At 45.0% G+C, this 23,436-nt stretch carries 19 protein-coding genes; 6 read left to right on the forward strand and 13 right to left on the reverse strand.

Features of this window, described 5'->3' with window-relative positions; translation table 11 throughout:
* Positions 1-10: 10 nt before the first annotated feature.
* Complete coding sequence (locus tag AKL11_RS05925) at positions 11-1,540, reverse strand: Re/Si-specific NAD(P)(+) transhydrogenase subunit alpha (RefSeq protein ID WP_067515687.1); 1,530 nt, start codon at positions 1,538-1,540, stop codon at positions 11-13.
* Positions 1,541-2,025: 485 nt separating this feature from the next.
* Between AKL11_RS05925 and AKL11_RS05930 the strand changes: the two genes are divergently transcribed.
* Positions 2,026-3,426, forward strand: a complete 1,401-nt coding sequence (locus AKL11_RS05930; protein ID WP_067515988.1) for an IS1380 family transposase — start codon at positions 2,026-2,028, stop codon at positions 3,424-3,426.
* A 260-nt stretch (positions 3,427-3,686) separates the two neighbouring features.
* On the forward strand, positions 3,687-4,268 hold the full coding sequence (locus AKL11_RS05935; protein ID WP_067515688.1) for a YbhB/YbcL family Raf kinase inhibitor-like protein: 582 nt from the start codon (positions 3,687-3,689) through the stop codon (positions 4,266-4,268).
* An 11-nt stretch (positions 4,269-4,279) separates the two neighbouring features.
* On the opposite strand, the gene AKL11_RS05940 is transcribed toward AKL11_RS05935, so the two are convergent.
* From AKL11_RS05940 to AKL11_RS05975, 8 genes are all read right to left on the reverse strand, one after another.
* Positions 4,280-4,918 (reverse strand): bifunctional 4-hydroxy-2-oxoglutarate aldolase/2-dehydro-3-deoxy-phosphogluconate aldolase, encoded by a 639-nt coding sequence (locus AKL11_RS05940; protein WP_067515689.1) that lies wholly within the window; start codon positions 4,916-4,918, stop codon positions 4,280-4,282.
* Positions 4,919-4,930: 12 nt separating this feature from the next.
* Positions 4,931-5,857, reverse strand: a complete 927-nt coding sequence (locus AKL11_RS05945) for a sugar kinase (protein WP_067515690.1) — start codon at positions 5,855-5,857, stop codon at positions 4,931-4,933.
* Between the two features lie 13 nt (positions 5,858-5,870).
* Complete coding sequence (locus AKL11_RS05950; protein WP_067515691.1) at positions 5,871-6,524, reverse strand: 2-dehydro-3-deoxy-6-phosphogalactonate aldolase; 654 nt, start codon at positions 6,522-6,524, stop codon at positions 5,871-5,873.
* A complete protein-coding gene (locus AKL11_RS05955; protein WP_067515692.1) occupies positions 6,521-7,459 on the reverse strand; it encodes a 2-dehydro-3-deoxygalactonokinase in 939 nt (312 codons plus the stop codon). Before AKL11_RS05955 ends, AKL11_RS05950 begins: the two co-directional genes overlap by 4 nt.
* 187 nt (positions 7,460-7,646) lie before the next feature.
* Positions 7,647-9,098 carry a sodium:solute symporter family protein gene (locus AKL11_RS05960; RefSeq protein ID WP_067515693.1) on the reverse strand — a complete coding sequence of 484 codons (1,452 nt, stop codon included), beginning with the start codon at positions 9,096-9,098 and terminating at the stop codon, positions 7,647-7,649.
* 94 nt (positions 9,099-9,192) lie between these two features.
* Positions 9,193-10,653, reverse strand: a complete 1,461-nt coding sequence (locus tag AKL11_RS05965) for an N-acyl-D-amino-acid deacylase family protein (protein WP_253705178.1) — start codon at positions 10,651-10,653, stop codon at positions 9,193-9,195.
* 394 nt (positions 10,654-11,047) lie between these two features.
* Positions 11,048-11,440, reverse strand: coding sequence for a RidA family protein (locus tag AKL11_RS05970; RefSeq protein WP_067515695.1), 393 nt, complete (start codon positions 11,438-11,440; stop codon positions 11,048-11,050).
* 12 nt (positions 11,441-11,452) lie between these two features.
* Entirely contained in the window at positions 11,453-12,580 is a 1,128-nt protein-coding gene (locus AKL11_RS05975; protein ID WP_067515696.1) for a hypothetical protein, read from the reverse strand.
* A gap of 218 nt (positions 12,581-12,798) precedes the next feature.
* On the opposite strand from AKL11_RS05975, the gene AKL11_RS05980 reads away from it, so the two are divergent.
* The 4 genes from AKL11_RS05980 to AKL11_RS05995 all read left to right on the forward strand — a co-directional run bounded on the left by AKL11_RS05980 (position 12,799) and on the right by AKL11_RS05995 (position 17,147).
* A complete protein-coding gene (locus AKL11_RS05980; RefSeq protein ID WP_067515697.1) occupies positions 12,799-13,434 on the forward strand; it encodes an IclR family transcriptional regulator in 636 nt (211 codons plus the stop codon).
* 49 nt (positions 13,435-13,483) lie between these two features.
* Positions 13,484-14,521 carry an IS1595 family transposase gene (locus AKL11_RS05985; RefSeq protein ID WP_095210215.1) on the forward strand — a complete coding sequence of 346 codons (1,038 nt, stop codon included), beginning with the start codon at positions 13,484-13,486 and terminating at the stop codon, positions 14,519-14,521.
* A gap of 378 nt (positions 14,522-14,899) precedes the next feature.
* Entirely contained in the window at positions 14,900-16,372 is a 1,473-nt protein-coding gene (locus tag AKL11_RS05990; protein WP_067515698.1) for a sodium:solute symporter family protein, read from the forward strand.
* A gap of 76 nt (positions 16,373-16,448) precedes the next feature.
* A complete protein-coding gene (locus AKL11_RS05995; protein ID WP_067515699.1) occupies positions 16,449-17,147 on the forward strand; it encodes an RraA family protein in 699 nt (232 codons plus the stop codon).
* A 323-nt stretch (positions 17,148-17,470) separates the two neighbouring features.
* Here AKL11_RS05995 and gorA read toward each other — a convergent pair whose 3' ends face one another.
* From gorA to AKL11_RS06020, 4 genes are all read right to left on the reverse strand, one after another.
* Positions 17,471-18,838 (reverse strand): glutathione-disulfide reductase, encoded by a 1,368-nt coding sequence (gorA, locus tag AKL11_RS06000; RefSeq protein ID WP_067515700.1) that lies wholly within the window; start codon positions 18,836-18,838, stop codon positions 17,471-17,473.
* Positions 18,839-19,969: 1,131 nt separating this feature from the next.
* Entirely contained in the window at positions 19,970-21,652 is a 1,683-nt protein-coding gene (locus AKL11_RS06010; protein ID WP_067515702.1) for an NAD-dependent malic enzyme, read from the reverse strand.
* A gap of 476 nt (positions 21,653-22,128) precedes the next feature.
* On the reverse strand, positions 22,129-22,341 hold the full coding sequence (locus AKL11_RS06015; protein ID WP_067515703.1) for a hypothetical protein: 213 nt from the start codon (positions 22,339-22,341) through the stop codon (positions 22,129-22,131).
* 28 nt (positions 22,342-22,369) lie between these two features.
* Positions 22,370-23,269 (reverse strand): DMT family transporter, encoded by a 900-nt coding sequence (locus AKL11_RS06020; RefSeq protein ID WP_067515989.1) that lies wholly within the window; start codon positions 23,267-23,269, stop codon positions 22,370-22,372.
* Between the last annotated feature and the right edge of the window lie 167 nt (positions 23,270-23,436).

Below are 23,436 nucleotides of genomic sequence, written 5' to 3' on the forward strand. Positions count from 1 at the left end.
GCGACTCCTGTTAATCCAGACGGAACATCTTGAGCATCCGCTGGGTAACAGCGAATCCACCCACAATGTTGATAACGGCGACGGTAATCGCAATACCCGACAAGGCCAGTACAATTGGATTATCACTGCCCATTTGCACCAAACCACCCACAACAACAATGCCGCTGATCGCATTAGTTACACTCATCAATGGCGTGTGCAGTGCAGACTTCACATTCCAGATCACGTAATAACCGACAATGGACGCCAACAAAAACACGGTGACATGCTCAAGGAAGTTGCTTGGTGCGGCGTTGGCAATATAGCCAAAAAAGACTGCACCAATCGCCATCAAAACAGGCTTCACCCATGGGCGGGGCTTTTCTTCTTTCTCTTCTTTTACAACAACAGGCTCAGGCTTGGCAGCCGGCGCAGCGCTGACTTTGACCGGGGGTGGTGGCCAGGTGATGCTGCCATCGCGGATCACGGTAAGACCACGGATCACTTCATCGTCAAAATTGATATCGATCTGCCCATCTTTATTCGGGCAAAGCAGTTTCAGCAGGTTGACCAGGTTAGTGCCAAACAGCTGTGAAGACTGAGTAGGCAAACGGCTTGGCAGGTCGGTATAACCAATAATTTTTACGCCGTTTTGTACCGCTACTTGATCTTTAACCGTAAAGGCACAGTTGCCTCCGGTCTGAGCAGCGAGGTCAACAATGACGCTGCCAGGTTTCATCGCCTTCACCATCTCTTCGGTAATGAGTTTTGGTGCCGGCTTACCGGGAATCAGGGCAGTGGTAATGATGATATCCACTTCCTTTGCCTGTTCCATAAAGAGAGCCATTTCCGCATCGATAAATGCCTTGCTCATCTCTTTGGCGTAGCCGTCGGAAGAATCTTGTTCTTCTTCGTAGTCCAGCTCCAGAAACTCTGCGCCCATACTCTCAACCTGCTCTTTTACCTCAGGTCGGGTATCAAACGCTCGCACAATCGCGCCCATGCTACCGGCAGCACCCAGCGCAGCAAGACCGGCAACACCGGCACCAATCACCAAAACTTTGGCTGGCGGAATTTTACCTGCAGCGGTGATCTGACCATTAAAGAAACGGCCAAACTCATGGGATGCTTCAACCACCGCACGGTAACCACCGATATTGGCCATTGAGCTTAGAGCATCGAGGGATTGGGAGCGGGACAGGCGGGGAACACTGTCCATGGCCAGAATGTTCACATTGCGCTGACTGAGTTTACTCATCAGCACTTCATTCTGGGCAGGCCAGATAAAGCTGGCCAACGTTGCGCCGTCTTTCAACAGCGCAATTTCTTCATCAATGGGTGCATTAACTTTTAGAATAATGTCGGAGTTCCAGACATCATCACGATCAACGACACTGGCTCCAGCTTGAGAAAACGCTTCATCCTCAAAGCTTGCCTTAACGCCTGCACCTCGTTCGACAACGACGTCAAAACCGAGTTTCTGCAGCTTGCCCACTGTATCGGGGGTCGCAGCAACACGGTTTTCGTTTGCCTGGACCTCTCCAGGGATCCCTATACGCATATGGTCACCTAGCTAGGAAGCTAATAGTTTTACATTCAGTTTTACTCATCAGCCCTTACAGCTCATGACCTGAGAGCAAACATTGCTGGAACTTTTACTGTAAAAACGTATTTTATTCCTACCTCTTTTGTACGATGCCGAATAGCCGGATCGACAAAAGGAATACACGACAACTTATCACAACAAAAGTACTGGCAAGTTTCTGTCATCAAAGAAGTATCAGTGCCTCTGACACTAAACCTTCCTTAAAAACCGGCCAACATAGTAAGTGATTTTAGAGAAAAGTGGTAATTCACAGCGTGTATAACCGAAATTTTATGCGATATGTACAACAAACCATCAATAGCCCACCGCTAAAAGACGGAAAAATCGCTCATCAGCAGCTAACCCGGATATTTCATAAAACCAAGCAGGTTCCGCCCAATCACTTGATATGATTGGGTCGACAAAAAGAAAGCTTCGGAAGAAGCAAACCGGAACCTGCCATGGCCAAACATACACAAGAAACCCTTTGTTTTCACCCTGTGAACGGTAAAACAGTGCGAGCTGATTTTAACGGTGGAGAACTGTCCTCTGATTTCGGAGCTTTGCTGTTAAGAGAGACGGCAACCCACAGTGGGCTAATTCCCAGATTAGTCAACGCAATACAGGATAAAAGACACCAATCCTATATCGATCACTCCATGCAAGATCTCTTGATGCAGAGAGTGCTGCAAATGGCTTGTGGCTATCAGGATGCCAATGACAGCAATCATTTGCGCAAAGACCCTATGTTCAAGCTGGCAGTTGGTCGTAGCCCTCTGAGTGCTGAAGCTCATCTGGCCTCTGCTCCAACCTATACACGACTTGGGAAAGACTTATCCCGCAGGGACATTCACAGCCTGGCTTACGCATTCGCAGAGCATTTTATCAACAGCTATAAAAAGCCACCAAAGCTGGCGATTATCGACCTTGATCACACGGCGTCCCTGACCCACGGCGCTCAACAGTACAGCCTGTTCAACACCAAATACGGGAACACCTGCTACTTGCCACTGATGATTTTTGAAGGTCTGAGCGGAAAGCTCATCACCGCGATACTTCGTCCGGGTAAAACACCCTCTGGTCAAGAGAATGCCGCTATTGTTAAACGACTCTTGGCGTTAATCAGGCAGTCATGGCCGAAAACACACCTTATCATCCGGGGTGACAGCCACTTTGCTCAGCCAGAGCTAATGCAGGTTGTAGAACAGGATAAAGCTGCTGATTATGTGTTGGGCAAAGGCGCAGGCCATCCAACAGCCTTACGGCCTCAATCGGATGAGAGCATGGCTGAAGCTCGTCGCTGCCTGCAGGAACGCACGGCTAACGCACGATCGAATGATTTGGCAATACCTTACCGTGTTCGTATATATGGTGAGGCAAACTATCAGGCAAAGAGTTGGAAAGGACTGAATACACGTGTCATCTATAAAGCTGAAGTCAATCAGATGGGTGACAATCCTCGTTTTGTGGTGACATCCATAACAAACGCTTCAGCACAATGCATTCATGAACAGTTCTATTGTCCGAGGGGGCAGGATGAAAACTACATCAAACATCTGAAAAATGACCTGTCGTGTGATCGAACATCGGATATGAGTTTTCGGGCGAATGCGTTACGCATGTATTACGCATGCGCTGCCTATGTTATGCATTATGAAATGAGAGCCATTGCGTTGAAGGGTACTGAGTTAGAGAAGGCACAGCCTTCAACAGTGATTGCCAAATTGTTCAAAATTGCTGTTAAGGTGGTGGAGTACAAAGATCGTGTGAAGTTACACCTGCCCAGCAGTAACCCAATGAAAGAGGTGCTGCAGCGAATTACAGAAACGTTTACTGCCCTGCCGTTCCCCAAACCGGGGTAACAGACACAACACTTTGAATAAAAGGCACGAAATTGAATCAGCAAAACAAGCTGAGGGTTCGTCATGCCAAATACTCGGAAAATCGATTATTTTATAGCGGTAAAAAGGTGCAGTTAAGCATGACCGAAAGGCAGAAGAGTTTGTTGCTATGCTCTGCAAGGATTTGTTTGTTCAAAAAAACATCACTTCTTCTGGCTTAGCAGCATTTATGGAATATCCGGCTAAACTTCTTTTAATGTCTATTTTTTGCGAGATCAGTCATGAGCAGTCGTCGTATTTCTCTATCAAACATTGGTCTTCTGATAGCACTAACCCTTATTTCAGTTTCTGCCACGGCAGAGCTCTCTGAAAGGGTCATGAAAGTTACCAGCCCAGAGATAGCCAATGGAATGTCTTTTCAAGCATCTCAGTTTTATAACCGCTCCGGGTGCAAAGGTGACAATAAGTCTCCTGCATTAAGCTGGTCTCGCTTCCCGAAAGGCACAAAAAGCTTTGCTGTCACCATGCACTCACCAGAAACACTCAGTAATAAACGATTCTGGAATTGGACCGTGATTAATATTCCGCCGGACATATCTGAGCTGGCGTTAAACGCTGGAAAGGAGAAGAGTGGCTCACTGCCTTCTGGCGCAAGCATGCTGAAGAATGACCATGGCTATAAAGGCTATAGTGGACCTTGCCCCGAACCAGGTGTTGCACCAACCAAGTATCAAATTACTGTCTTTGCTCTGGATGTTCCCAATTTAAACATTAACAGTAACTCAACACCTGCAATGGCGAGTTTCTATATTAAACAACACACACTGACCAAAGCAGTGATTACCGCTTCGGCCAGTCGTTAGCACTATTGCTACTAACGAGTTGATGAAGTTATTTCCTTGGCGAGCCTCGTTACCGTTGCCCAGTCACCAGCCTCGATCGCGTCCTTTGGCAGAATCCAGGAGCCACCAATACAGAACACATTTGGCAGAGACAGGTAATCAGCAGCGTTATTGATATTAATGCCACCGGTCGGGCAAAAGCGTACCTGACTGAATGGTCCACTCAGTGCAGACAACATCGCAGTTCCGCCACTTTGCTGAGCCGGGAAAAACTTCTGAGTGGTAAAACCATAAGCCAGTGCCTGCATCACGTGACTGGGTGATGACACTCCTGGAATAAATGGTAATCCACTGTCTTTTGCTACAGACAACAGTTCATCAGTAATACCAGGGGAAATGGCAAAATCACCGCCCGCTGCCATCACCTGCTTGAACTGCTCGCCATTAATCACAGTTCCCGCACCAACGATGCAATCTGGCAGCTCTTTCTTTAATAGAGTAATTGCATCCAGCGCAGCGGCAGTGCGCAAAGTAATTTCAAAAACGGTAATGCCACCTTCCCTTAGAGCTCTACCCATTGGTAAGGCTTGCTCAACATCATCAATCACCATAACCGGCATGATGGGAAAGGCACGCTCAACAATCAGGTCCAGCTTCGCTTCAACAGTCATTCATCTTGTCCTTCAAAAAACCGGATTGGTAAATTCGCTCGGCACTATTGCGCCTTTGTGCTGGATCACAGCTGCGGCCATTGCATGACCTTTTTCAGCAGCGGCGACGGGCGAAGCGCCTCTGACTCGGGCAGCCAGATAACCACCATTGAAAGAGTCTCCTGCTGCTGTCGTGTCGACTACATTCTCGATTCTCATGGACGGCACTAATTCCACAGCATTATGATGCTGTACGAAGCAACCATCGGCGCCATTTTTCACAACCACTTCAGGAATGGCGCTCAAACGCTGCAACGTATCTTCCGGTGTGTGGTCACCAAACAATGCCTGCTCATCGTCAAAGGTCACCAGCGCCATAGTGGCCAGAGATAGCACTTTATTAACGGTGTCCCGAGCAGTCTTTTGATCAGCCCAGAGCCTAGGACGGTAGTTATTATCAAACACAACCGCCTTGTTGTTTTTTCGCGCGGCTTCCAACAGTTTGAAAAGAACGGCAAGACCCATTTCATCCAAAATAGCCAGACTGATACCAGACAGGTACAAATAATCAAACTCTGTACCAAGGTCGTCTACCTGTTGATCGGTAAGTCCTCTGGAAAATAACTGTTTTGCCGCAGCGTCATTACGCCAGTAGGTAAAACTTCTTTCGCCGCCTTCGGCCAGCTGAATGGAGTAAAGGCCCGGAAGCTTATCTTCAATCCGACAGACAAAGTCACAATTAATGCCTTCCTGCTGCCAGCTATCCACCATCTTATCGCTCAGCGAATCGATGCCAACGGCGGTAACATAACTGACTGAATTCTCTGTGCCTTTGAGGCCACGACTCAAGTAAACCGCAGTATTTAAAGTATCGCCGGCAAACGATTGCCGATAGCAGCTATCACCGAGATCAGAGAGCTCAATCATGCACTCGCCAATGGCTGCAATACGGGTATTCATTAACGTATTCAAACTAAATTAGCTCTTTGGCTTTTTGTAATGCACTAATAAAAGAAGTGGCCCGTTGTTTAACAACTTCAGCTAAGTCCCCAGGAGCATAGAGAGATGATCCAAGGCCAAACCCACAAGCTCCTGCTTTGAGGAACACTACCATTTGATCAGGATCACTATTTATACCACCCACTGGTAAAATCGCAGTCTCTTTCGGAAGGACAGCCAACATTGCCTTAACAACTGATGGGCTCACTAAATCCGAAGGGAAAGCCTTTAAAGCCGTTGCACCTGCAGCCATTGCCATGAAAGCCTCCGTCGGTGTAGCGACGCCGGGAAAGCATGCCATACCAAGACTTTTTGCCCGACCAATTACTTCAGGGTTACAGTTTGGTGTAACAATCATTCTACCGCCGACAGCGTAAACATCTTCTACATCTTTTACCGAAAGCACTGTACCCGCACCAATCAGGGCTTTTCCCCCAAAAGATTCAGCCATGATTCGAATACTATCTAAAGGCTTAGGGCTGTTCATCGGCACTTCTATAAAGTAAAAACCACCCTCCACAAGGGCACTGGCAATGCTTACCGCCTCCTCTGGTTGAATACCCCGAAGAATAGCGATCAGTGGGTGAATATGTTTATTACATAACACTTTGAATTCAGCAGGTTTCATTTAACATTATCTCTCATTGTCTGATAAATAGCTCTCAGACCTTGTTGAACACATGTGTCTCCATCGGCAGTATCTGCTGTGAACCCTAAATATTCCAGAGCCATACGATAATGCTCTGTTAATTCTGGTGATCCAATCAACCAGATATTTTTCTGGGATGGACTTAATCCACTCAATTCACTACCAATTAACAAACCCGATAAATAACTCAGTACTTCACTGCTTTTAAGATTACCTAACAGCATCTCTGTACGGGCAGAGAAAAGAAGATTAGAAAGACTGCCTGGATTCTTGGCATACTGCACACCCTTAAAGAAAGACTCTGAAGATTCTGTTGCTTCTGACAACCCTTTTCCCAAGATTGAATGCTTACTCATGACAGAGAATATTTCTCCTGTCATAAATGTTCTGAATCCTGTCAGTTGAAAGTTCTTGATTTCAACCTGTTTGCTATGGGTACCCGGCAAAATAAGTAACCCATCTTTGAGGTTTTGCTCTTGCATAAGAAGTCCAAATATTTGAACTTCTTCTCCCCGCATAACTTCATGCCCGACAAAAGAATTAATTGCAGACACGCCTGGAACAATAAAGCTTACAGTATTATCTTGTGAAGGAATTCTAACTACTTTAGAAGCAAGGTCTTCAATTGCACAGGGTGCTGAAACATACCCAACATCCTGCCAACCATTTTTAGAACCGACCATTCCTGCCATAAGTACTGGAAGTCGACCAAATTTGTCTGTCCAAACACTGATCATGCGATCCAGTCCGGCTGCATATGTGCCATCTGATATCGCAAGCAAACCTGATGGCTCAGTAATAACATCTAAAGGAGTATGACTATCGTCGTGCATCAAAAACGCACGGAAATTTGTAGTTCCCCAGTCTACAGCAATCCAGAATGGAGCTTTTTTGCAAGCTGCAACAGTGCTCATAAATACAAGTCCGTTTTAAGAAATTTTTGGATTTGGGGTAGGCAGAATGTAAGTCTACGGAACACTCTCATCTTGTCAGTGATCGATCTGGCGAAAATATGAAAGTATGAGTTTGATGAATTTACATAGATAAAGATGCTGCCAGCTAACTGCTTCCAAAAAGCCAGCAACATCGATAAATCAAGGTTTAGCTAGCCATTTGCAGTCTTTCCTGAGTCAGAATAGCTTGAGCTTCTTCTGATGTGATAGTGCTTTCCTTAGTTGACAGACTCACAATAACACCAGCAACCAGAGCTAATAGTGTTGACGGGATTACAGGGTTACCCCAGAAAGTCAGCCATTGCGGATTCATCAGAATAGCAATGGAACCAATAGAGCCACCCGCAAGAGTTGCAACACCACCCTGCCAGGTTGCACGTTTCCAGTATTTACCCATCAAACCACATACAAATAAACCAGACATTAATGTGGAAATCATTTTGCTGATATAGCCAATGATATCGTCGGCAGCCAGGGTAAATAGAAGAGCCAGCGCGATGACACAAACGAGGGCAATTCGTGAGTAAGTTATCATCTTATCCTGCGGTGGAAGCCTGCCTCCAGTAAAAATAGAGTAGACATCGCGCAGTAAAATCGAGATACCTGCAATAGCATCAGAACTGGCAGATGACATCGTTGCACTCAAACCAGCGATAAGTACGATCATACCCACACCCATCGGTAATACTTCTACTGCCAGATAGGGGAACGCATAGTTCGCATTCTGTAACTCTGGATTCAGAGTAAAGGTTGCCATACCAATCAGTGCTGGAATCAAACTGAAGAATAGGTAAATAACGCCAGTCAAGGTAAAACTTCGCTTAAGGGTAGAAATGCTGCCTGCTGAATAAATGCGCTGACGATAAGACGGAGTTGCCAGTACACCAACCCCTACAACTGTCGCTAAAGAGATCGAAGGAATCAGGCCCAGTTTATCAATACCAAGGAAACTTAGTGCTGCTGGATCCATTGCTGCCTGAAGGCCGGAAAATCCGCCCACTTTTTCCAAAGCCATTACGACCATCAGAATAAAACCAAAAAACAGAACAACGGCCTGAATAGTATCGGTCCAAACAACTGCCATGTAGCCACCAATAACTACATAAATAGCAAAGCCCAATGCAATGATAATTTTTGCGGTATTAATATCAATTCCAGCAATCCATGATAGGTACATACCACCACCCATGATGTGTGCACCTAACCAACCTACAGAAGCAACAAAGATAATCACACCTACCAGATTTTTAATGGCTTTGTTGGCTCCATAATAATAGGAAAGTTCCTCAGACATCGTCATGAAATTAAGCTTACGGACATCAGAGAAAAGGTAAGATAAAAGAAGGATACCAATTGCACCACCGATTCCATAAAGTGCGCCAGCCCAGCCATTATTATAGCCAAAGCCAACAGCGCCCATACTAGAACCAGTACCCACCATGGTTGCAACCGTGGTGCCTAACAGAAGAAATAATGGCAGGCTCCGACCTCCCAACAAAAAGTCTTCACCGGATTTTTGATTCTTAGATACACGCCAACCCAGCCAGATCATAAAAGCAATGTAAATGAAAAAGCCTGTTAGAAAAAATGTTGAATTCACTTTTTACTCTCCGAAACCTGATGGGTTCTCCACCAGGAATAATTTCTTAAAAACTTATTTGCGGACTGTTAAAATTGCATAAGCAGAATGGCTGTTATTCACCTCTTCGAATCATTTTACCTGACCTACTTTCTTTCAATTGGCCATGCTCTATCGCGAATTCACCATTAACAATTACATGCTCAATACCGACTGCCGCTTGTTTTGGGTTTTCGAAAGTGGCCAGATCATTTATCGTATCTGCATTAAATATGACTAGGTCTGCATGAAATCCCTTACTGATATATCCACGCTTTTCCAGGCGGAAGCGCTTTGCAGATAGCCCCGTCATTTTGTGGACAGCTTCTTCCAATGAAAACAGCTTTTCCTCTCTTGAATAATGACCAAGCACCCTAGGGAATGCGCCCCATAGTCTTGGGTGTGGATTTGGATCATGCGGCAGACCGTCAGAACCGATCATAGTCAAGCGGTGAGAAAGGACTCTCGAAACATCTTCTTCACTCATGATGAAGTAGGTAGCCCCTGCTGGTTGCAACTTTTTAGCCGCATCCATCAATGAACATTCCCACTCCTGAGCAATATCCCGAAGATAGCGGTTGCTCATTTCCGGATAAGCATCTGACCAAGTAATCAGAATCTCTACATTGTCTTTCACTTGCTTAAGATCCAAAGTGCTAGATCCGGCAATGTATGGATAACAATCCATTCCAACATCAATATGCTCTGCTGCATTATCAATAGCAGCCAGCGTTTCTTGGGTTCTACCCCAGTTTTCAGGACCTGCGCATTTATGGTGAGAAATAATTAATGGAGATTCGGCACATTTGGCTGTTTCAAATGCCTCGTCCATTGCATCCAGAATACCTGCATACTCATCGCGCAGATGCGTTGTATAAATCGCCTGGTACTCCTTCAGATTTCTGGCGAGTTCAACAATCTCATCCGTTTTTGATTCAAATGCTGTAGGGTAAGCAAGGCCAGAACTCATACCTAAGGCACCGTTCTCCAGCCCTTCACGAAGTTGCTCGATCATTTTGCCAATTTCATCAGACGTCGCCTCCCGATCCAGTTTCTCCATCTGGTTTACGCGCAGCGTAGAGTGACCAATCAATGCTCCAACGTTTACGTTAGGTCTAATTCTTTCAACCTCTTCGCCATATGCTTTGAAGGTTGGAAATCGATAAGCTTCTTCATTACCCAGTAAATTTAGGGGATCCGGGGGGGTTATTGCCTTAATCATCGGTGAAAGACTAATGCCACAATTTCCGACGATTACAGTTGTTACTCCCTGAGAAACTTTTGGCTCCATTAGGGGAGTCATTAAAACAGCATTATCATCATGGGTATGAACATCTATAAACCCTGGAGCCACTGCTAATCCTAAGCAATCAATTACCTTTTTAGCTTTTGCTCCCCTGAGACTACCTGCTTCTGATATCTCAACAATAACGCCATCCTGCACTGCAATATCGGCGGTATAGCGTGAACTTCCACTGCCGTCTATAACGATGGCATTCGAAAAAATCAGATCATACATACTCAATTCAGTACTCATAAAAATCGCTCAACCTTGCTCTACAACCAAACCCATTCTGTTTCTGGTGACTACTGGTTTAGGCCTTACTTCTACGATTTTTCCTTCAGGCCAAAAAAACAGCCTTTCGGATTTGAAAAAATATTTCAGAATAGATTGCTATAAAATGAGCTGCAAATCGTTGACTTATGTCAAACTATGAAAGATCTTAGTAAAAAGTGTTTATGCTTGTTTTTTAACCAGAGTAATAGTTTTTCTAATTAATAAAATAGAAGGATTGCTTGAAATGATAATCTTACTTTAAGCTTTAAATAGAGGGGAGCAGAGATAACCAAATAACTTTGACAAAGAGGGGACCCAGCCAGACAAAATAAACTAACTTCGTCTGACCAGATATAGATCGTATTAAGAGAAGTTACACCTGCGGCTTCATTGCTCTCATTGTAATTTCAACTTTAAAATTATTAAGTAACTGTACGCCTACTGCAGTTCGTGCTGGATAAGGCTCCTTAAAGTACTCCTTATAAACTTCATTAAATCTAGGCCATTCACTCAGATCCGTCAGATAAACATTCACTTCTATTACGTTTTCCAGCGTGCAGCCTGCGTTATCCAACAGACGAATACAGTGCTCAATAGTAATACGAGTTTGTTCCTCAATCGTTTCGCCGATCGTATTACCTTCCATATCCAGTGGAGCTTGTCCAGACAGAAGAACCGTTGTTCCCGGCATAACCTCAAGCACAGGACTGTATGGGCCGGCTGTTTTGTGCTGTACCGCCCCCTGAGGAACTCTCTTAATAACCATAACTATCAACCCTTAAATTAATTGTTCAATCTCAAGAAATTTCTTGATTACCAGATCAATTTCCCCATCTCTTAATGTCATGGGGTTAACAAAAACCTGATTTGGATGTTCTGAGTTACACATAACTCGGTTGGTACCTTGCATTAGTAGCTCAAGCACCCGTTTTTCACTGATATGCTGTGGGAAGACGACACTAGCTCTGGCCATGGGCTGACCAGCCTCATTCGGATAAGTTCTTTTTACCGAGAAAACAGAACCTTCTAACCCTGAAGCAAGTGCCATAATTTGCGCTTCTGCCCATTGGTCACGTGCATCAGGATCGGTCTCAAGCGCTTCCTTAATTGCCCAGTAGGTAGCAACTATTTCTTCCCTGCCTGTTTTCAACATTCGCCCATACCCGTAGTTCGGGAAGCCTGTTTCTGTCACATGAGATAGCAAATGTTGTTTTCCAAGAACCAAGCCGCTGGCTTGGGGCCCTTTCAAGTCCTTCCCGCCTGAGATAACTACCGCATCGGCTCCTGCCTCGGTATAACGCCAAAGCGTATCAATGGGCGGGATCTGTGCAGCACAGTCTACAACTACAGGAACATCATGCGCTTTTGCAACATCCACGGTGTCTTCAAAAGATAAGCCACCTGGAGCAATCCATCCGCCATTATCACCTGCAAAAAAGAATATGGCTGCTGTGTTCTCATTGATGGCCATTTCCAAATCGCGCTTGGTTAATGGGAGTATGATATTAGGGTAACCAATTTCTCTAACTTTGGCTCCGAATTGCGAAACAGCAAAACCATAAGGGTTCCTATGCGAAGAGAAAATAATGATTTCACTCTTACAAATTATTTCTTTTTCGAGATAATAAGCTGGGCGACCATATTTCTTAGCAATGGCAGCTCCAGTACATAAATAAAGACCACAGGCAGCACCATTACAGATAAAAGCCGCTTCATTTCTTGTCATCTGGGCAATTTTTCCATGAACTACTCTTTGCAGCTCACGAATTTCCACATGATGACTAGCAGCTTGCCTTATAGCCTCCAGGGTACCAGAACTCATTCTTGAGCCACCAATCACGGTATAGGTACCCGCTGCATTTATCAGTGTGGGCACTCCCAAATGCTCATAAATATTGTCAGCCATTACTCACCCATTAGTGAAATAAGATTTCAAATAAGAAATGCGAGCATATTTGAGACAGACAGTTTATGTCTATTGAGACAGATCAATGATAACGCTTCTATTTTTATCTGATTGGTTGGTATTCTCCACCCCATAATTTTGGTGGTGCTCTTTGTTAGCCTGTAATAGTTCCCAGCAGTCGCGGCTGCCGATGAAGATATATCAATTAGGAAAACCTTGTGACAACTGAAAAATATCGGTCTGAAGCACTTGAGAAAGGTTTGGACATCTTAGAGTTTCTTGCAAAAAACAGAATAGGTCATACTCAAGCGGAAATCGCCGAGGGGTTAAGCCGTAGTGTTGGCCAGATATTCCGCATGCTTTCAACACTAAAGGCTCGTGGGTATATTGATGTTGTTAATAATCGGTATTACTTAGGCTTAAAAATAAATGAACTACTTGTCTGTGAGTCAGTAGTAACCAGACTGCTTTCAACGGCTAGATCCGAGATGGATGCATTTTCACACTCCACAGGCCAACCTTGTCATCTGTGCATTTATAGAAGCGGGCTGCTGGTAGTAATCCATCAAATTGACCCACCAACCATGATCGGCGTAACTATAAAAATAGGTGCGTCGGTGGATATTACAACAACAGGCTCAGGTCTCGCCCTGTTAGCCTTTAGTGATGAGCAAATGCGCAGCATTATTTGTGAAGAGGCCGGAATATCTGAAGATTTTTTCATACAAAATCAGAATGCTCTTGAAAGAACACGCCGATCAGGGATTGTTGCTGAGCCAAGCAAAGATCTTGTAGCAGTAACTAATATATCTGTTCCTGTGTATGATGATAATGCGAGGCTAAGTTACCGTTAATGGTTGAATCAGCTAAACTCCTATAAAATCAGCGTTGTAGGGGAGTGATATGCAATCTGAACTCTTCCAGAATTTTATTGATTCCATTTCATCATTAACCAGTGAGCAGCGAGACATTCTTAACACCTCGCTCGTTAGTGCCCAAATAGAAATTACTGAGGCAGTAGAAACCACTGATTCAGAAACACTTTGCAGTAAATCTTTATCCAATAATAATACAACACATGACGTAGAAAAAAGCATACTGTCCAAGTTTGCAGAAAACCCCAAGTGTCCCAGATGCAAAAGCCATAGCGTTGGTCGCTGGGGTATACGGAATGGCCGACAGCGCTACCACTGCAAGACTTGTGACTCCACATTTAATGCTTTTAGCGGAACACCTTTGGCAAGGCTCAGGCACMCTGAAAAATGGAGCAAGTACCTTACAGGCATGACTTACTCTATGGTCTTGCGACCCGCTGCTGCTGAGAATGRCATTGACTTGAAGACCGCGTTCCGCTGGCGTCATCGCTTTCTTGAGGTGATCAATAATGACCAGGCAGAAGAGCTTTGTGGCATTACGGAGCTCGATGAAACATTCTTCCGTGAATCCTTCAAAGGGCAGAGAGAAGGCCTACCAAGACCAGCTAGAAAGCGTGGTAATGATCCCCACAAAGCCCGAAAAGTACCGGTGATGGTGGCTCGGGACCGCAATCGAAATACYGTCGACGGTGTTCTGRAAAACGAAAGKGCTAATGAATTATGCAGGCATTTAAATGGCCGTATATCGATACAGGCCACGGTTTGTGCGGATGCCCACCTTGCACATGAAAAACTTGCAGACAAGCTTGGATTTGACTTTAAGGAGCTGGTGACATCTGMAGGTCAACATGTTGTTGAAGGTATCTATCACATCCAGACTGTAAACTCTTATCACAGACATCTAAAACGCTGGATTGGCGGCATATTCCAAGGGGTTGCTACTCGTTACCTACCCCATTATCTGGCCTGGAGACGGGAACTTACAGCGGCAAATAAGTTAACTGCTGGCCGATTGGTTAGCAAAATTGCTGAACATTGGTGCTTCCAACCATTAACGGTAACTTAGCCATAATGCGAGGTTATCTGCTATATTGACTGCGCCGTATCTAGAATTTTATGAAAGCTCTAAACAGCGATTTTCTACAAATATTGCGGAAGTTAAACAGTCATTAAAAGACACCGCTACAAAAATTACAGAAGCTCTATAGTTCGACTAAAAAGCATGTGTAGGATAACTCTTGGTTATCCTACACTTTCCATCCTTTCCTCTATTAACTCCAACCAAAACTGTAAAAAGACCCGCACATTTTCAACACTCAATCTTTTGCAAAATGTTATGTTTTGACATAAATCAACAATCCACCTTCGTAAATACTGCATTCTTCGCACGGATTAAAAATCGATTTCATATTAGAAATTAATTTAGATTGCCCGGTGGAGAGCCATGGATAATAAAACTGTACTATTACTCTGCTTTGCAGGTTACACAATACTCATGTTTGTCATCAGCCACTTGATGGCAGGCAAGCAATCAAAAAGCAGCGGCGATGACTTCATCTTAGCAGGCCGCAGCGTCCCTTTGTTTCTCATTATAGGTTCAGCCGTAGCAACTCAAGTTGGCACGGGGTCGAGCATGGGTGCAACTGGTTTTGCCTATACCAGTGGCTGGGCAGCCACTTTGTATGGTTTGGGAATGGCAATAGGTATTTCTATTTGCGGTAAGCTCTTTGCCCATACAAGAACCTGGGAAGTAAACACTATGTCCGAAGAGATTGGCGTTTACTATGAAGCCAACAAATGGATTCGCCACACTGTAACGATCGGAATGTACCTGGCTTCCGTTGGCTGGCTTGGTGCGCACATTGTTGGTGGCGGTATGTACCTTGCCTGGCTTACTGAACTTGATGTTACAACCGCTCGTATTATTGTGGGTATTATTGTGGGCCTGTTTGTACTGAAAGATGGTTATAGCGGCGTAACATGGATTGCCTCTGCACAAGCAGTGATTCTATTTATTGGCTTTATTATTCTGGCGGTAGCTTCCTTAAATACTGTAGGCGGTTTTGAAGGCTTAAGAGCTTCAGCCCCAGAAGGCGCATACAGCTTTCTTGGGCTTGATAAGCTAAATCCTATATATGCAATTTCTATAATTTTTGCAGAAATCATGGCTATTCTGGCAGTACCCTCCTTCAGACAAAGAATCTATTCATCTGTTGATGAACAGAGCTTGAAAAAAGGGTTTTATATCACTGGTTTCATTAGCCTTTCATTTTGCTTTATTCCTCCTATTCTGGGGATGACTGCTTATGCGCATAATCCTAATTTAGAGCAGGTGAACTACGCATTTCCATACTTAGCTATGACGGTTTTACCTTTATGGCTGGGTGCAGTTGCGCTTATCTCCGGCCTTAGTGCTACCATGTCCTCAGCTTCAGGTGATGCCAGTGCTGCCATGAGCATTTTGGTAAATGATATTCATCAGATGATCACAGGCCGCTTACCCGATCAAGAAAAGGTAGTAACTTATTCCAAATATGCTGTTGCTGCTTCTATTTTCATGGCGCTAGTCGGAACTCTCGCTGCAGAAGATATTATTAGTTATATCACCTCAATGGTTGGCTTACTTATCACTGGCCAAGCTATTGCAGGCGTAATGGGGCGCCTTTGGACTCGTGCGACCTGGCAAGGCGGTATGGCGGCAATCTTCGGAGGAGCCATTGGCTCTTTATGCTTCCAAGCTGTTCCAGCTATGCAAGAAACCTTCGGTTATGCGGTATTCCCATCCATGCTATTCGCTATTTCAGCAGGAATATTGGTGAGTCTGGCTACCCCTGCCAAAAAAATCACTGAAGAACAAGCGCTGGCAATTATTAAAGAGCAACGCCACCAAATGGCGATCCATGCAGCCAAAGCCTAATCCAACAGACATTGCTTTAATTTACACACCCCTCTGAAACAAATCAGAGGGGTATTGTCATCAAGATGAGAACATTATGAATAAGTTTTGGAAAAACGATGATGAACTTTTCCATTTTATCAGAGAAGAACTTTTCACAGCCCTCCCCGGCGATATCCTGGATGGTCTAGGTTACATAAATCAATTTCTGCCGCCGGATATAAAAGTCCAAGGAGAAGACTACGTAATCATTGGCAGAGCAATGCCCGTTCTAGAAGCAGATGTGCTTGGATTACCTAGCTCATATCCAGCACAGGCTGATGTCACTGCTAAAGATTTTGGCTTAATGTTTGAGGCTCTTGATTCACTTAAAAAAAATGATGTTTATATATGCTCAGGTTCTTCTCATGACTATGCATTATGGGGTGGGTTAATGAGCACAAGAGCACAGCATCTAGGTGCAGCAGGAGCAGTAGTTAATGGATACTGCCGTGACAGTCGCGAAATCAACGCATTAAAGTTTCCAGTTGCATCTTTGGGATCATATGCTCAGGATCAGCGTGTACGTGGGAAGGTTATTGATTACGGTGTACCTATTCGATTTGGAAATGTGACCGTAAGTCCAGGCGATATTGTTTTCTCAGATATAGACGGCACAGTAATCATCCCTCGAGCTATCGAGGATGAAGTTTTTGTTGGTGCTTTTGAAAAAGCTCGAGGAGAAAAAAGGGTATTGGAGGCATTAAAAGAAGGCATGTCTACAGTAGATGCTTATAAAACTTTTGGAATTATGTAAATTGGGATAGGCCGTTGCCTCAGGGCGCTTACATTGACATATGGCGATTCTGTCGCATATACAGAATCGCAGTTTAATTATCATCATCCCTGAATTATCATAAAATCAGAAATAAATAACTCAGACCCAGTCTGAATTACTACAAATAAGTTGACATGCGATAGCTTAATCTTACTGAGCATAACCTACGCCGAGAGGCTCCCATGAATACAAGAGCCAATTTTGATTTACCTTATTGCCGTAAAGTAAAGATTAGATTTACAACACTTTTTATTATGTAACCTGATTTAGATATGAGCCTCAATATGAGGCTCAACTTACACCTACCTCATCGTCACAAACTCTTCTGCAGAAGTAGGATGAATCGCCACGGTGTTATCAAAGTCTGCTTTGGTAGCACCCATTTTCAGCGCAACGGCAAAGCCCTGAAGTATTTCATCGGAGCCATGACCGATGGCGTGAATGCCAACGATTTTTTCATTTTCACCCACAGTAACCAGTTTCATTTTGGACGGCTGTCGATGACTGGTGAGCGCGCTGTACATGGCGGTGAACTGGCTGGTGTACACTTTTACACCGTGGTCACCATATTGCTCACGGGCTTCGTTCTCTGTCAGGCCAACCGTACCGATGGGCGGGTGGCTGAACACAACGGTGGCCACATTGTCGTAGTTTAAGTGCTCTTCCGGTTTATTGTTGAAGAGGCGTTCAGATAAACGACGGCCGGCAGCAACTGCCACAGGCGTTAACTCGATTTTTCCGATGTTGTCACCGACGGCATAAACGCCATCGACGTTTGTGTTCTGGAATTTATCTACCGGGATATAACCCCGTTGATCTGTTTCAACTCCGGCGGCATTCAAGTTGATGTTACCTGTTTTCGGTTTTCTTCCCACCGCCCAGATAACGGTATCCACATTCAACGTGTTGCCATTTTCCAAGTGAACCGTCAGGCTATCATTTGATTCTTTGGCGATTTCTTTAGGGACAGAGTGAGTATGAAGTTCTGGGCCTTCGGCCTCCATTACTTCAACGAGCGTGTCGGACAACATATCATCAAAGCTCCGCAACGGCTTATGCTTGCGGATCAGCAAGTGTGTTTCACTGCCCAGAGCGTGAAGCACGCCAGCAAGCTCAACGGCGATATAACCAGCACCAAGTACCGCCACTCTTTTTGGGCGCTCTGACAGTTCAAAAAAGCCATCTGAATCAATACCGTATTCTGCGCCCGGTATTTCAGGAATCATAGGCTCACCACCGGTAGCGATGGTGATGTGATCTGCCGTGTAGTGTTCGCCATTCACTTCCACGGTGTTGGCATCGACAAATTTCCCAAAGCCATTGAGAACCGTAATTTTATTATTACCAAGAACTCGCTCGTAGGATCCGTGGATGCGACTAATGTATGCCTCACGGCTTTCTACCAGTTTTTTCCAACTAAACGACTTTAACTGTGCATCAACGTCGATATCAAAACCGTAGTCAGGACCATAACGACAAGCGTCTGCTATTTGCCCGGCAAACCACATGGCTTTTTTGGGTACGCACCCTACGTTGACACAGGTTCCACCCAGATGTTTTGCCTCAACCAACGCAACCTTCTTGCCATACATGGCAGCGCGATTGGCTGATGCGATACCACCACTTCCGCCACCAATGACCAGATAATCGAAATGGTTTGATGTTGTCATGTTGCTGTCCTGGTTTTTGCAGAATCGTCAGAGGTCTGTTGAGCATCTCTGGGCTTGGTATGTAGATGAGGACTTGATAGACAGTTTTAAAGTGCTTTTATTTATGTCTACCCAAACAAAAGGTTTAGTCCATGTGTGTTACTCACAGTGATCAGGTTACACCTGAAAGGGAAACGTAGTAACAGAAATATCGCACAATTGTCATATACAAGAACTCACAGAAATCATTTACCCCCTATTTACCAAGGGCTGTAGAGAATCTCACAAAAACTGGCACAGCAATTGATATGAACAAATTGAAAAACAAAATCGCCAAACTATAACAATAATAATCATGGCGATGCCCAGCCTAGAAAAATAATAACAACAGGCCGGGTAGCTCAAGTAGACAGGTTTGCAGGTTACTCAAGTAGCCGACAAACAGGAAAGGGTAGCTAAGAAGACTGACTGAATCTGGCAACAGGTTACTGAAGCAGCAAGAGCTATTCGTTACAGGGAAGAGATAAAGTGCTTCTGATCATCTGTAAACCTGTCTGCTTGTTTCTTTTCTCTTGGTCTTCCTGATCATTCTGCAATTTCTTCATATAATCGATAACGCTTCTTTCAGGCACTTATTTCACACGTCTACTGTCTTATTTTAACCAGTTCCCAAGTTGTATTTGCCAGTGAGAATATCTGTTACCCACGTTACGCACACCAACACACGATATTTATCTGGTAACAAATAACTGCCTTGCCAATGGCTTAAACCAAACAAGAAAAACAAAATAAATGCTTATTAATCAATGGGATAGATATTATTTATAATTATTGGCACACCGATTGTATATCTACTGTCAAAAATATGACGCCACACAATAAAAATAATATGGCGATCACTGACCTCCAATAACAATAATAGAAAGGTCGGCCCTTCAAGCAGATAAGTTTGCGGGATATCAAGGTCATCAACTGGCATGACCTCTGGAATGTAAAAAGATTGCCGCAGCCTCTTTAGAGACTGCATCAAAAGAAAGGCAACAGACGCATACCAGACAACTGTCAGTCAATAACAACAATAACGATGCCTGGTAGTTTGTAAACTTATCTGCTTAACCCTTCTCTAAGGCTGCACTGCTGCAATTCAACTGATCAAGAATCTGACAACAAGACCCGACGATACTCCGGACTCCAACGTTGTCCTCTTACTCTCGCTTCCAGCATGGTTTGTTCACACTTCGGCGCCAGTCCTTCTTCCTGAGCCTTCTTGGCCACAGCAATCGCAATTTCACAGGTCACCTGATGAATACGGTTCAGCTCTGGCAGAAGCGGTGCTTCAGGGTTGATGACTGCCGGTGAAGACATCGCCAGCGTTTCTACCGCCGCATCCAACATACCATCGGAAATGCGCTCTGCACCCGCAGCCAGCACACCCAACCCGAGACCCGGGAAAATATAGATGTTGTTACATTGCGCCACAGGGTAACGGTTGCCTTTGTACTCAACCGGATCAAACGGGCTGCCCGTAGCGATTAACGCGCGGCCATCACTCCACTCGATAATGTCTTCTGGCGTCGCTTCTACCTGACTGATGGGGTTCGAAAGAGGAAACACAATTGGACGCTCGTGATTTTCAGCCATGGTTTCAATGACTTCACGGGTGAACAATCCTGGCTGACCCGAAACACCCACAATGGCGTCTGGCTTGCCATGGGTAACAACGTCCAGCAGCCCTGGATTCTCAGAACATCCCCACTGTTTCAGAGTTTCTGTTCTTTGTACCAATCGCTGCTGGAACGGACGCAACCCTTCCATCTCATCGTTCAGAACACCGTCACGATCCACCATAAAGATTTGCTGGCGAGCCTGTTCATCACTCAAGCCTCTGCCAACCATCAAACGCACGAGCTGTTCGGCAATACCGCAACCGGCAGAGCCTGCACCCAGAAAGGCGATCTTCATGTTTTCGATGGATTTGCCGGCTGCCGTTGCTGCTGCCAGCAAAGAAGCGCCGGTAACACCCGCGGTACCCTGAATGTCGTCGTTAAATGAGCAAAGCTCGTCGCGGTATTTTTCAAGTAGTGGTGTCGCGTGGTTGATAGCGAAATCTTCAAACTGCAGCAGAACATTTGGCCAGCGACGTTTAACGCCACGAATAAAGTCTTCTACAAACGCGTAGTACTCATCGTCAGAAATTCGTTCATGACGCCAGCCCAGATAGTTGGGATCGTTCAACAGCTGCTGATTGTTGGTACCGCAATCGAGCATGATAGGCAGTGTTTTGTTTGGAGCGATACCACCCACAGCACTGTAAAGGGAAAGCTTGCCAATACAGATTCCCATACCGCCAATGCCCTGGTCACCCAGACCAAGAATACGTTCGCCATCGGTCACCACGATGACTTCAATGTTACGTTTGAAGTTCGCTAGCATGGCAGAAATATGCTCACGCTGGTGATAGGCAATATAAATGCCCCGAGGCCGACGATAGAGATCACTGAAGCGCTGGCAGGCTTGTCCGACAACCGGCGTATAAATGATAGGAAGCATCTCTTCAAGGTGACTTTGCACAAGAGCATAGAAGAGTGTTTCGTTAGTATCTTGCAGAGAACGCAGATAGATGTGCTTAAGGATCGGCGTGGGCTTAATGGAAAACGATTTGTACGCCCGACGACACTGCTCTTCCATGGACTCAATCCGTGGTGGTAGCAGACCGTGAAGGTCCAATTCGCTACGCTCCTCCATGGAAAATGCAGTTCCCTTGTTTAGCAGGGAGTTTTCCAGTAACGAACGGCCGGTGAGGCCGGTGTGGAGGCATTGGTCTTGTTCGTTCATCGTTTTCCTACGTGTTTTCCTGTTATTCAACAGAAGAGTTTAATCCCGGCTACCAGTCTCAGCAGGGCGCGCCAAGAATAATCCCTATTGGACAGGCAGAACAAACGGAATAACCGAAATGATCAAACAATTCCACCGTATTAATTCGGCAAAAGTATCCGTAATAACAGTCTGTTAGCTAAAAAGTGAACAGTGCGATGTGGCAGTTGTTACCTTGTCGGTAGCAGTGCCACGCATTACGGGTAAACCGGTAACAAGTGTCAGCTGAAATGTCCGTGACATTTTTAAGCTATAAAATAGCACTGCTTCGGAAACTACGCACGACAGGGGTTGTAGAAATTTACAGAAAGTTGGCACGCAGGTTGTATTAGTAAAGATATAAGAACAACAGCCCACAATAACAATAATAACAGGGCAAAAAAGTTCGGCTTATTTAATAAAAATAATAAAGAGCCGACTGTAACAAGCAGATGGGTTTACAAGGTGCTTTTTTGAGGAGCAGCACCAACAGGGAACCGGAAAGTGTGATAAAGATAAAGTCCGAAAGGATTTCGGATAACATCAAACTGACCGGTATGCATGGAAGATAAAAAAGCCATTATCCTCACAGCTTGCAAACCCATCTGCTTGTCTCTTCTTTCTTTCCCGCACATCTCTCCCAAATCAATACTCAAAAGCCGCTTAACCATTTCAGGTCAAACCGCGTTTCAGAATGGCTCAGCCTAACTGCCCAGCATTCTTTCTTCGTAACTGAGACAACAGCATGCCGACCATCATCAGAGTACAGCCTAAAATGCCCGCTGTGCCCAGCTGTTCGTTGAGCAGCAACCAACCACCAATAACAGCAAACACTGCCTCAAGGCTCATAATGATGGCTGCATGGGAAGAGGCGGCATCTTTCTGGGCAATCGTCTGCAAGGTAAAAGCAACACCGGTAGACAGCACCCCGGTAAACAGCAGAGGCCCCATGCTTTGGGCTATGGCATCCAGAGTAATGACCTCCGTTGCCAGTGCCACCAGCAAGCTACAAAGTGCCACCATAGAGAACTGCACCAGTGATAATCGTAAAGGGTGTACGTTTCTGGCAAGCCATCCAATCAGCAGAATCTGAATAGCGTACATTAAGGCAGAACCCATCGTGAGAAGGTCGCCTTTGTTCAGGCTAAGATCATCTTTTACCGTCAAGAAATACAAACCTGCCAGAGCAAAAGCACCACCTATCCAGGTAGCCGGGCGAGTTGTGTGTCCAAGCCCAATCCCAAGAATCGGCACCAGAATAATATAGAACCCGGTGATAAATCCTGAGTTGCCTGCTGTCGTATAGAGCAAACCAACCTGTTGAAATGAAGATGCCAGAAAAAGCACGACGCCGGTTAACGGCCCCCATTTAAATAATAAGTCATTGTCGTATTTTTTCACTTTGCTTTTTTTTTGCGCCACGTTCTCCAGGAGAAAGTAGACCGGCAGCAAGGAGATAACCCCAAAAGCAAAGCGAACCGCATTAAACGAAAAAGGTCCGAGGTGATCCATTCCTTTAATCTGGGCAACAAAAGCAAATCCCCAGATGGCCGAGACCAGCAACAACAGCAGGTCAGCACGTAGTGCTTTTGTTTTCACGAAGTACATCCTTTTTGTGCCTGTTATCAATTCAGAGAGACTGAATGAACGGCTTTTTTATTGGCGTGACACTTGTAAAACCATTGTGCCACTGGTGCTAAGTAGCGAAAAGAGAAATAGTCAATCACAAGAAAATGGACTACAACAGTTTAGGGAAATACCATTAT

The sequence above is a fragment of the Endozoicomonas ascidiicola genome (assembly GCF_001646945.1).
Classification (GTDB): Bacteria; Pseudomonadota; Gammaproteobacteria; order Pseudomonadales; family Endozoicomonadaceae; genus Endozoicomonas; species Endozoicomonas ascidiicola.

Coding starts and splice junctions, on each gene's coding strand:
- AKL11_RS05925 (WP_067515687.1), bottom strand. CDS start 1,540: ATGCGTATAGGGATCCCTGGAGAGGTCCAGGCAAACGAAAACCGTGTT.
- AKL11_RS05995 (WP_067515699.1), top strand. CDS start 16,449: ATGAATAAGTTTTGGAAAAACGATGATGAACTTTTCCATTTTATCAGA.
- AKL11_RS06010 (WP_067515702.1), bottom strand. CDS start 21,652: ATGAACGAACAAGACCAATGCCTCCACACCGGCCTCACCGGCCGTTCG.
- AKL11_RS05965 (WP_253705178.1), bottom strand. CDS start 10,653: ATGAGTACTGAATTGAGTATGTATGATCTGATTTTTTCGAATGCCATC.
- AKL11_RS05940 (WP_067515689.1), bottom strand. CDS start 4,918: ATGACTGTTGAAGCGAAGCTGGACCTGATTGTTGAGCGTGCCTTTCCC.
- AKL11_RS05955 (WP_067515692.1), bottom strand. CDS start 7,459: ATGAGCACTGTTGCAGCTTGCAAAAAAGCTCCATTCTGGATTGCTGTA.
- AKL11_RS05950 (WP_067515691.1), bottom strand. CDS start 6,524: ATGAAACCTGCTGAATTCAAAGTGTTATGTAATAAACATATTCACCCA.
- AKL11_RS05935 (WP_067515688.1), top strand. CDS start 3,687: ATGAGCAGTCGTCGTATTTCTCTATCAAACATTGGTCTTCTGATAGCA.
- AKL11_RS05990 (WP_067515698.1), top strand. CDS start 14,900: ATGGATAATAAAACTGTACTATTACTCTGCTTTGCAGGTTACACAATA.
- AKL11_RS05930 (WP_067515988.1), top strand. CDS start 2,026: ATGGCCAAACATACACAAGAAACCCTTTGTTTTCACCCTGTGAACGGT.
- gorA (WP_067515700.1), bottom strand. CDS start 18,838: ATGACAACATCAAACCATTTCGATTATCTGGTCATTGGTGGCGGAAGT.
- AKL11_RS05970 (WP_067515695.1), bottom strand. CDS start 11,440: ATGGTTATTAAGAGAGTTCCTCAGGGGGCGGTACAGCACAAAACAGCC.
- AKL11_RS06015 (WP_067515703.1), bottom strand. CDS start 22,341: ATGGTTAAGCGGCTTTTGAGTATTGATTTGGGAGAGATGTGCGGGAAA.
- AKL11_RS05975 (WP_067515696.1), bottom strand. CDS start 12,580: ATGGCTGACAATATTTATGAGCATTTGGGAGTGCCCACACTGATAAAT.
- AKL11_RS05945 (WP_067515690.1), bottom strand. CDS start 5,857: ATGAATACCCGTATTGCAGCCATTGGCGAGTGCATGATTGAGCTCTCT.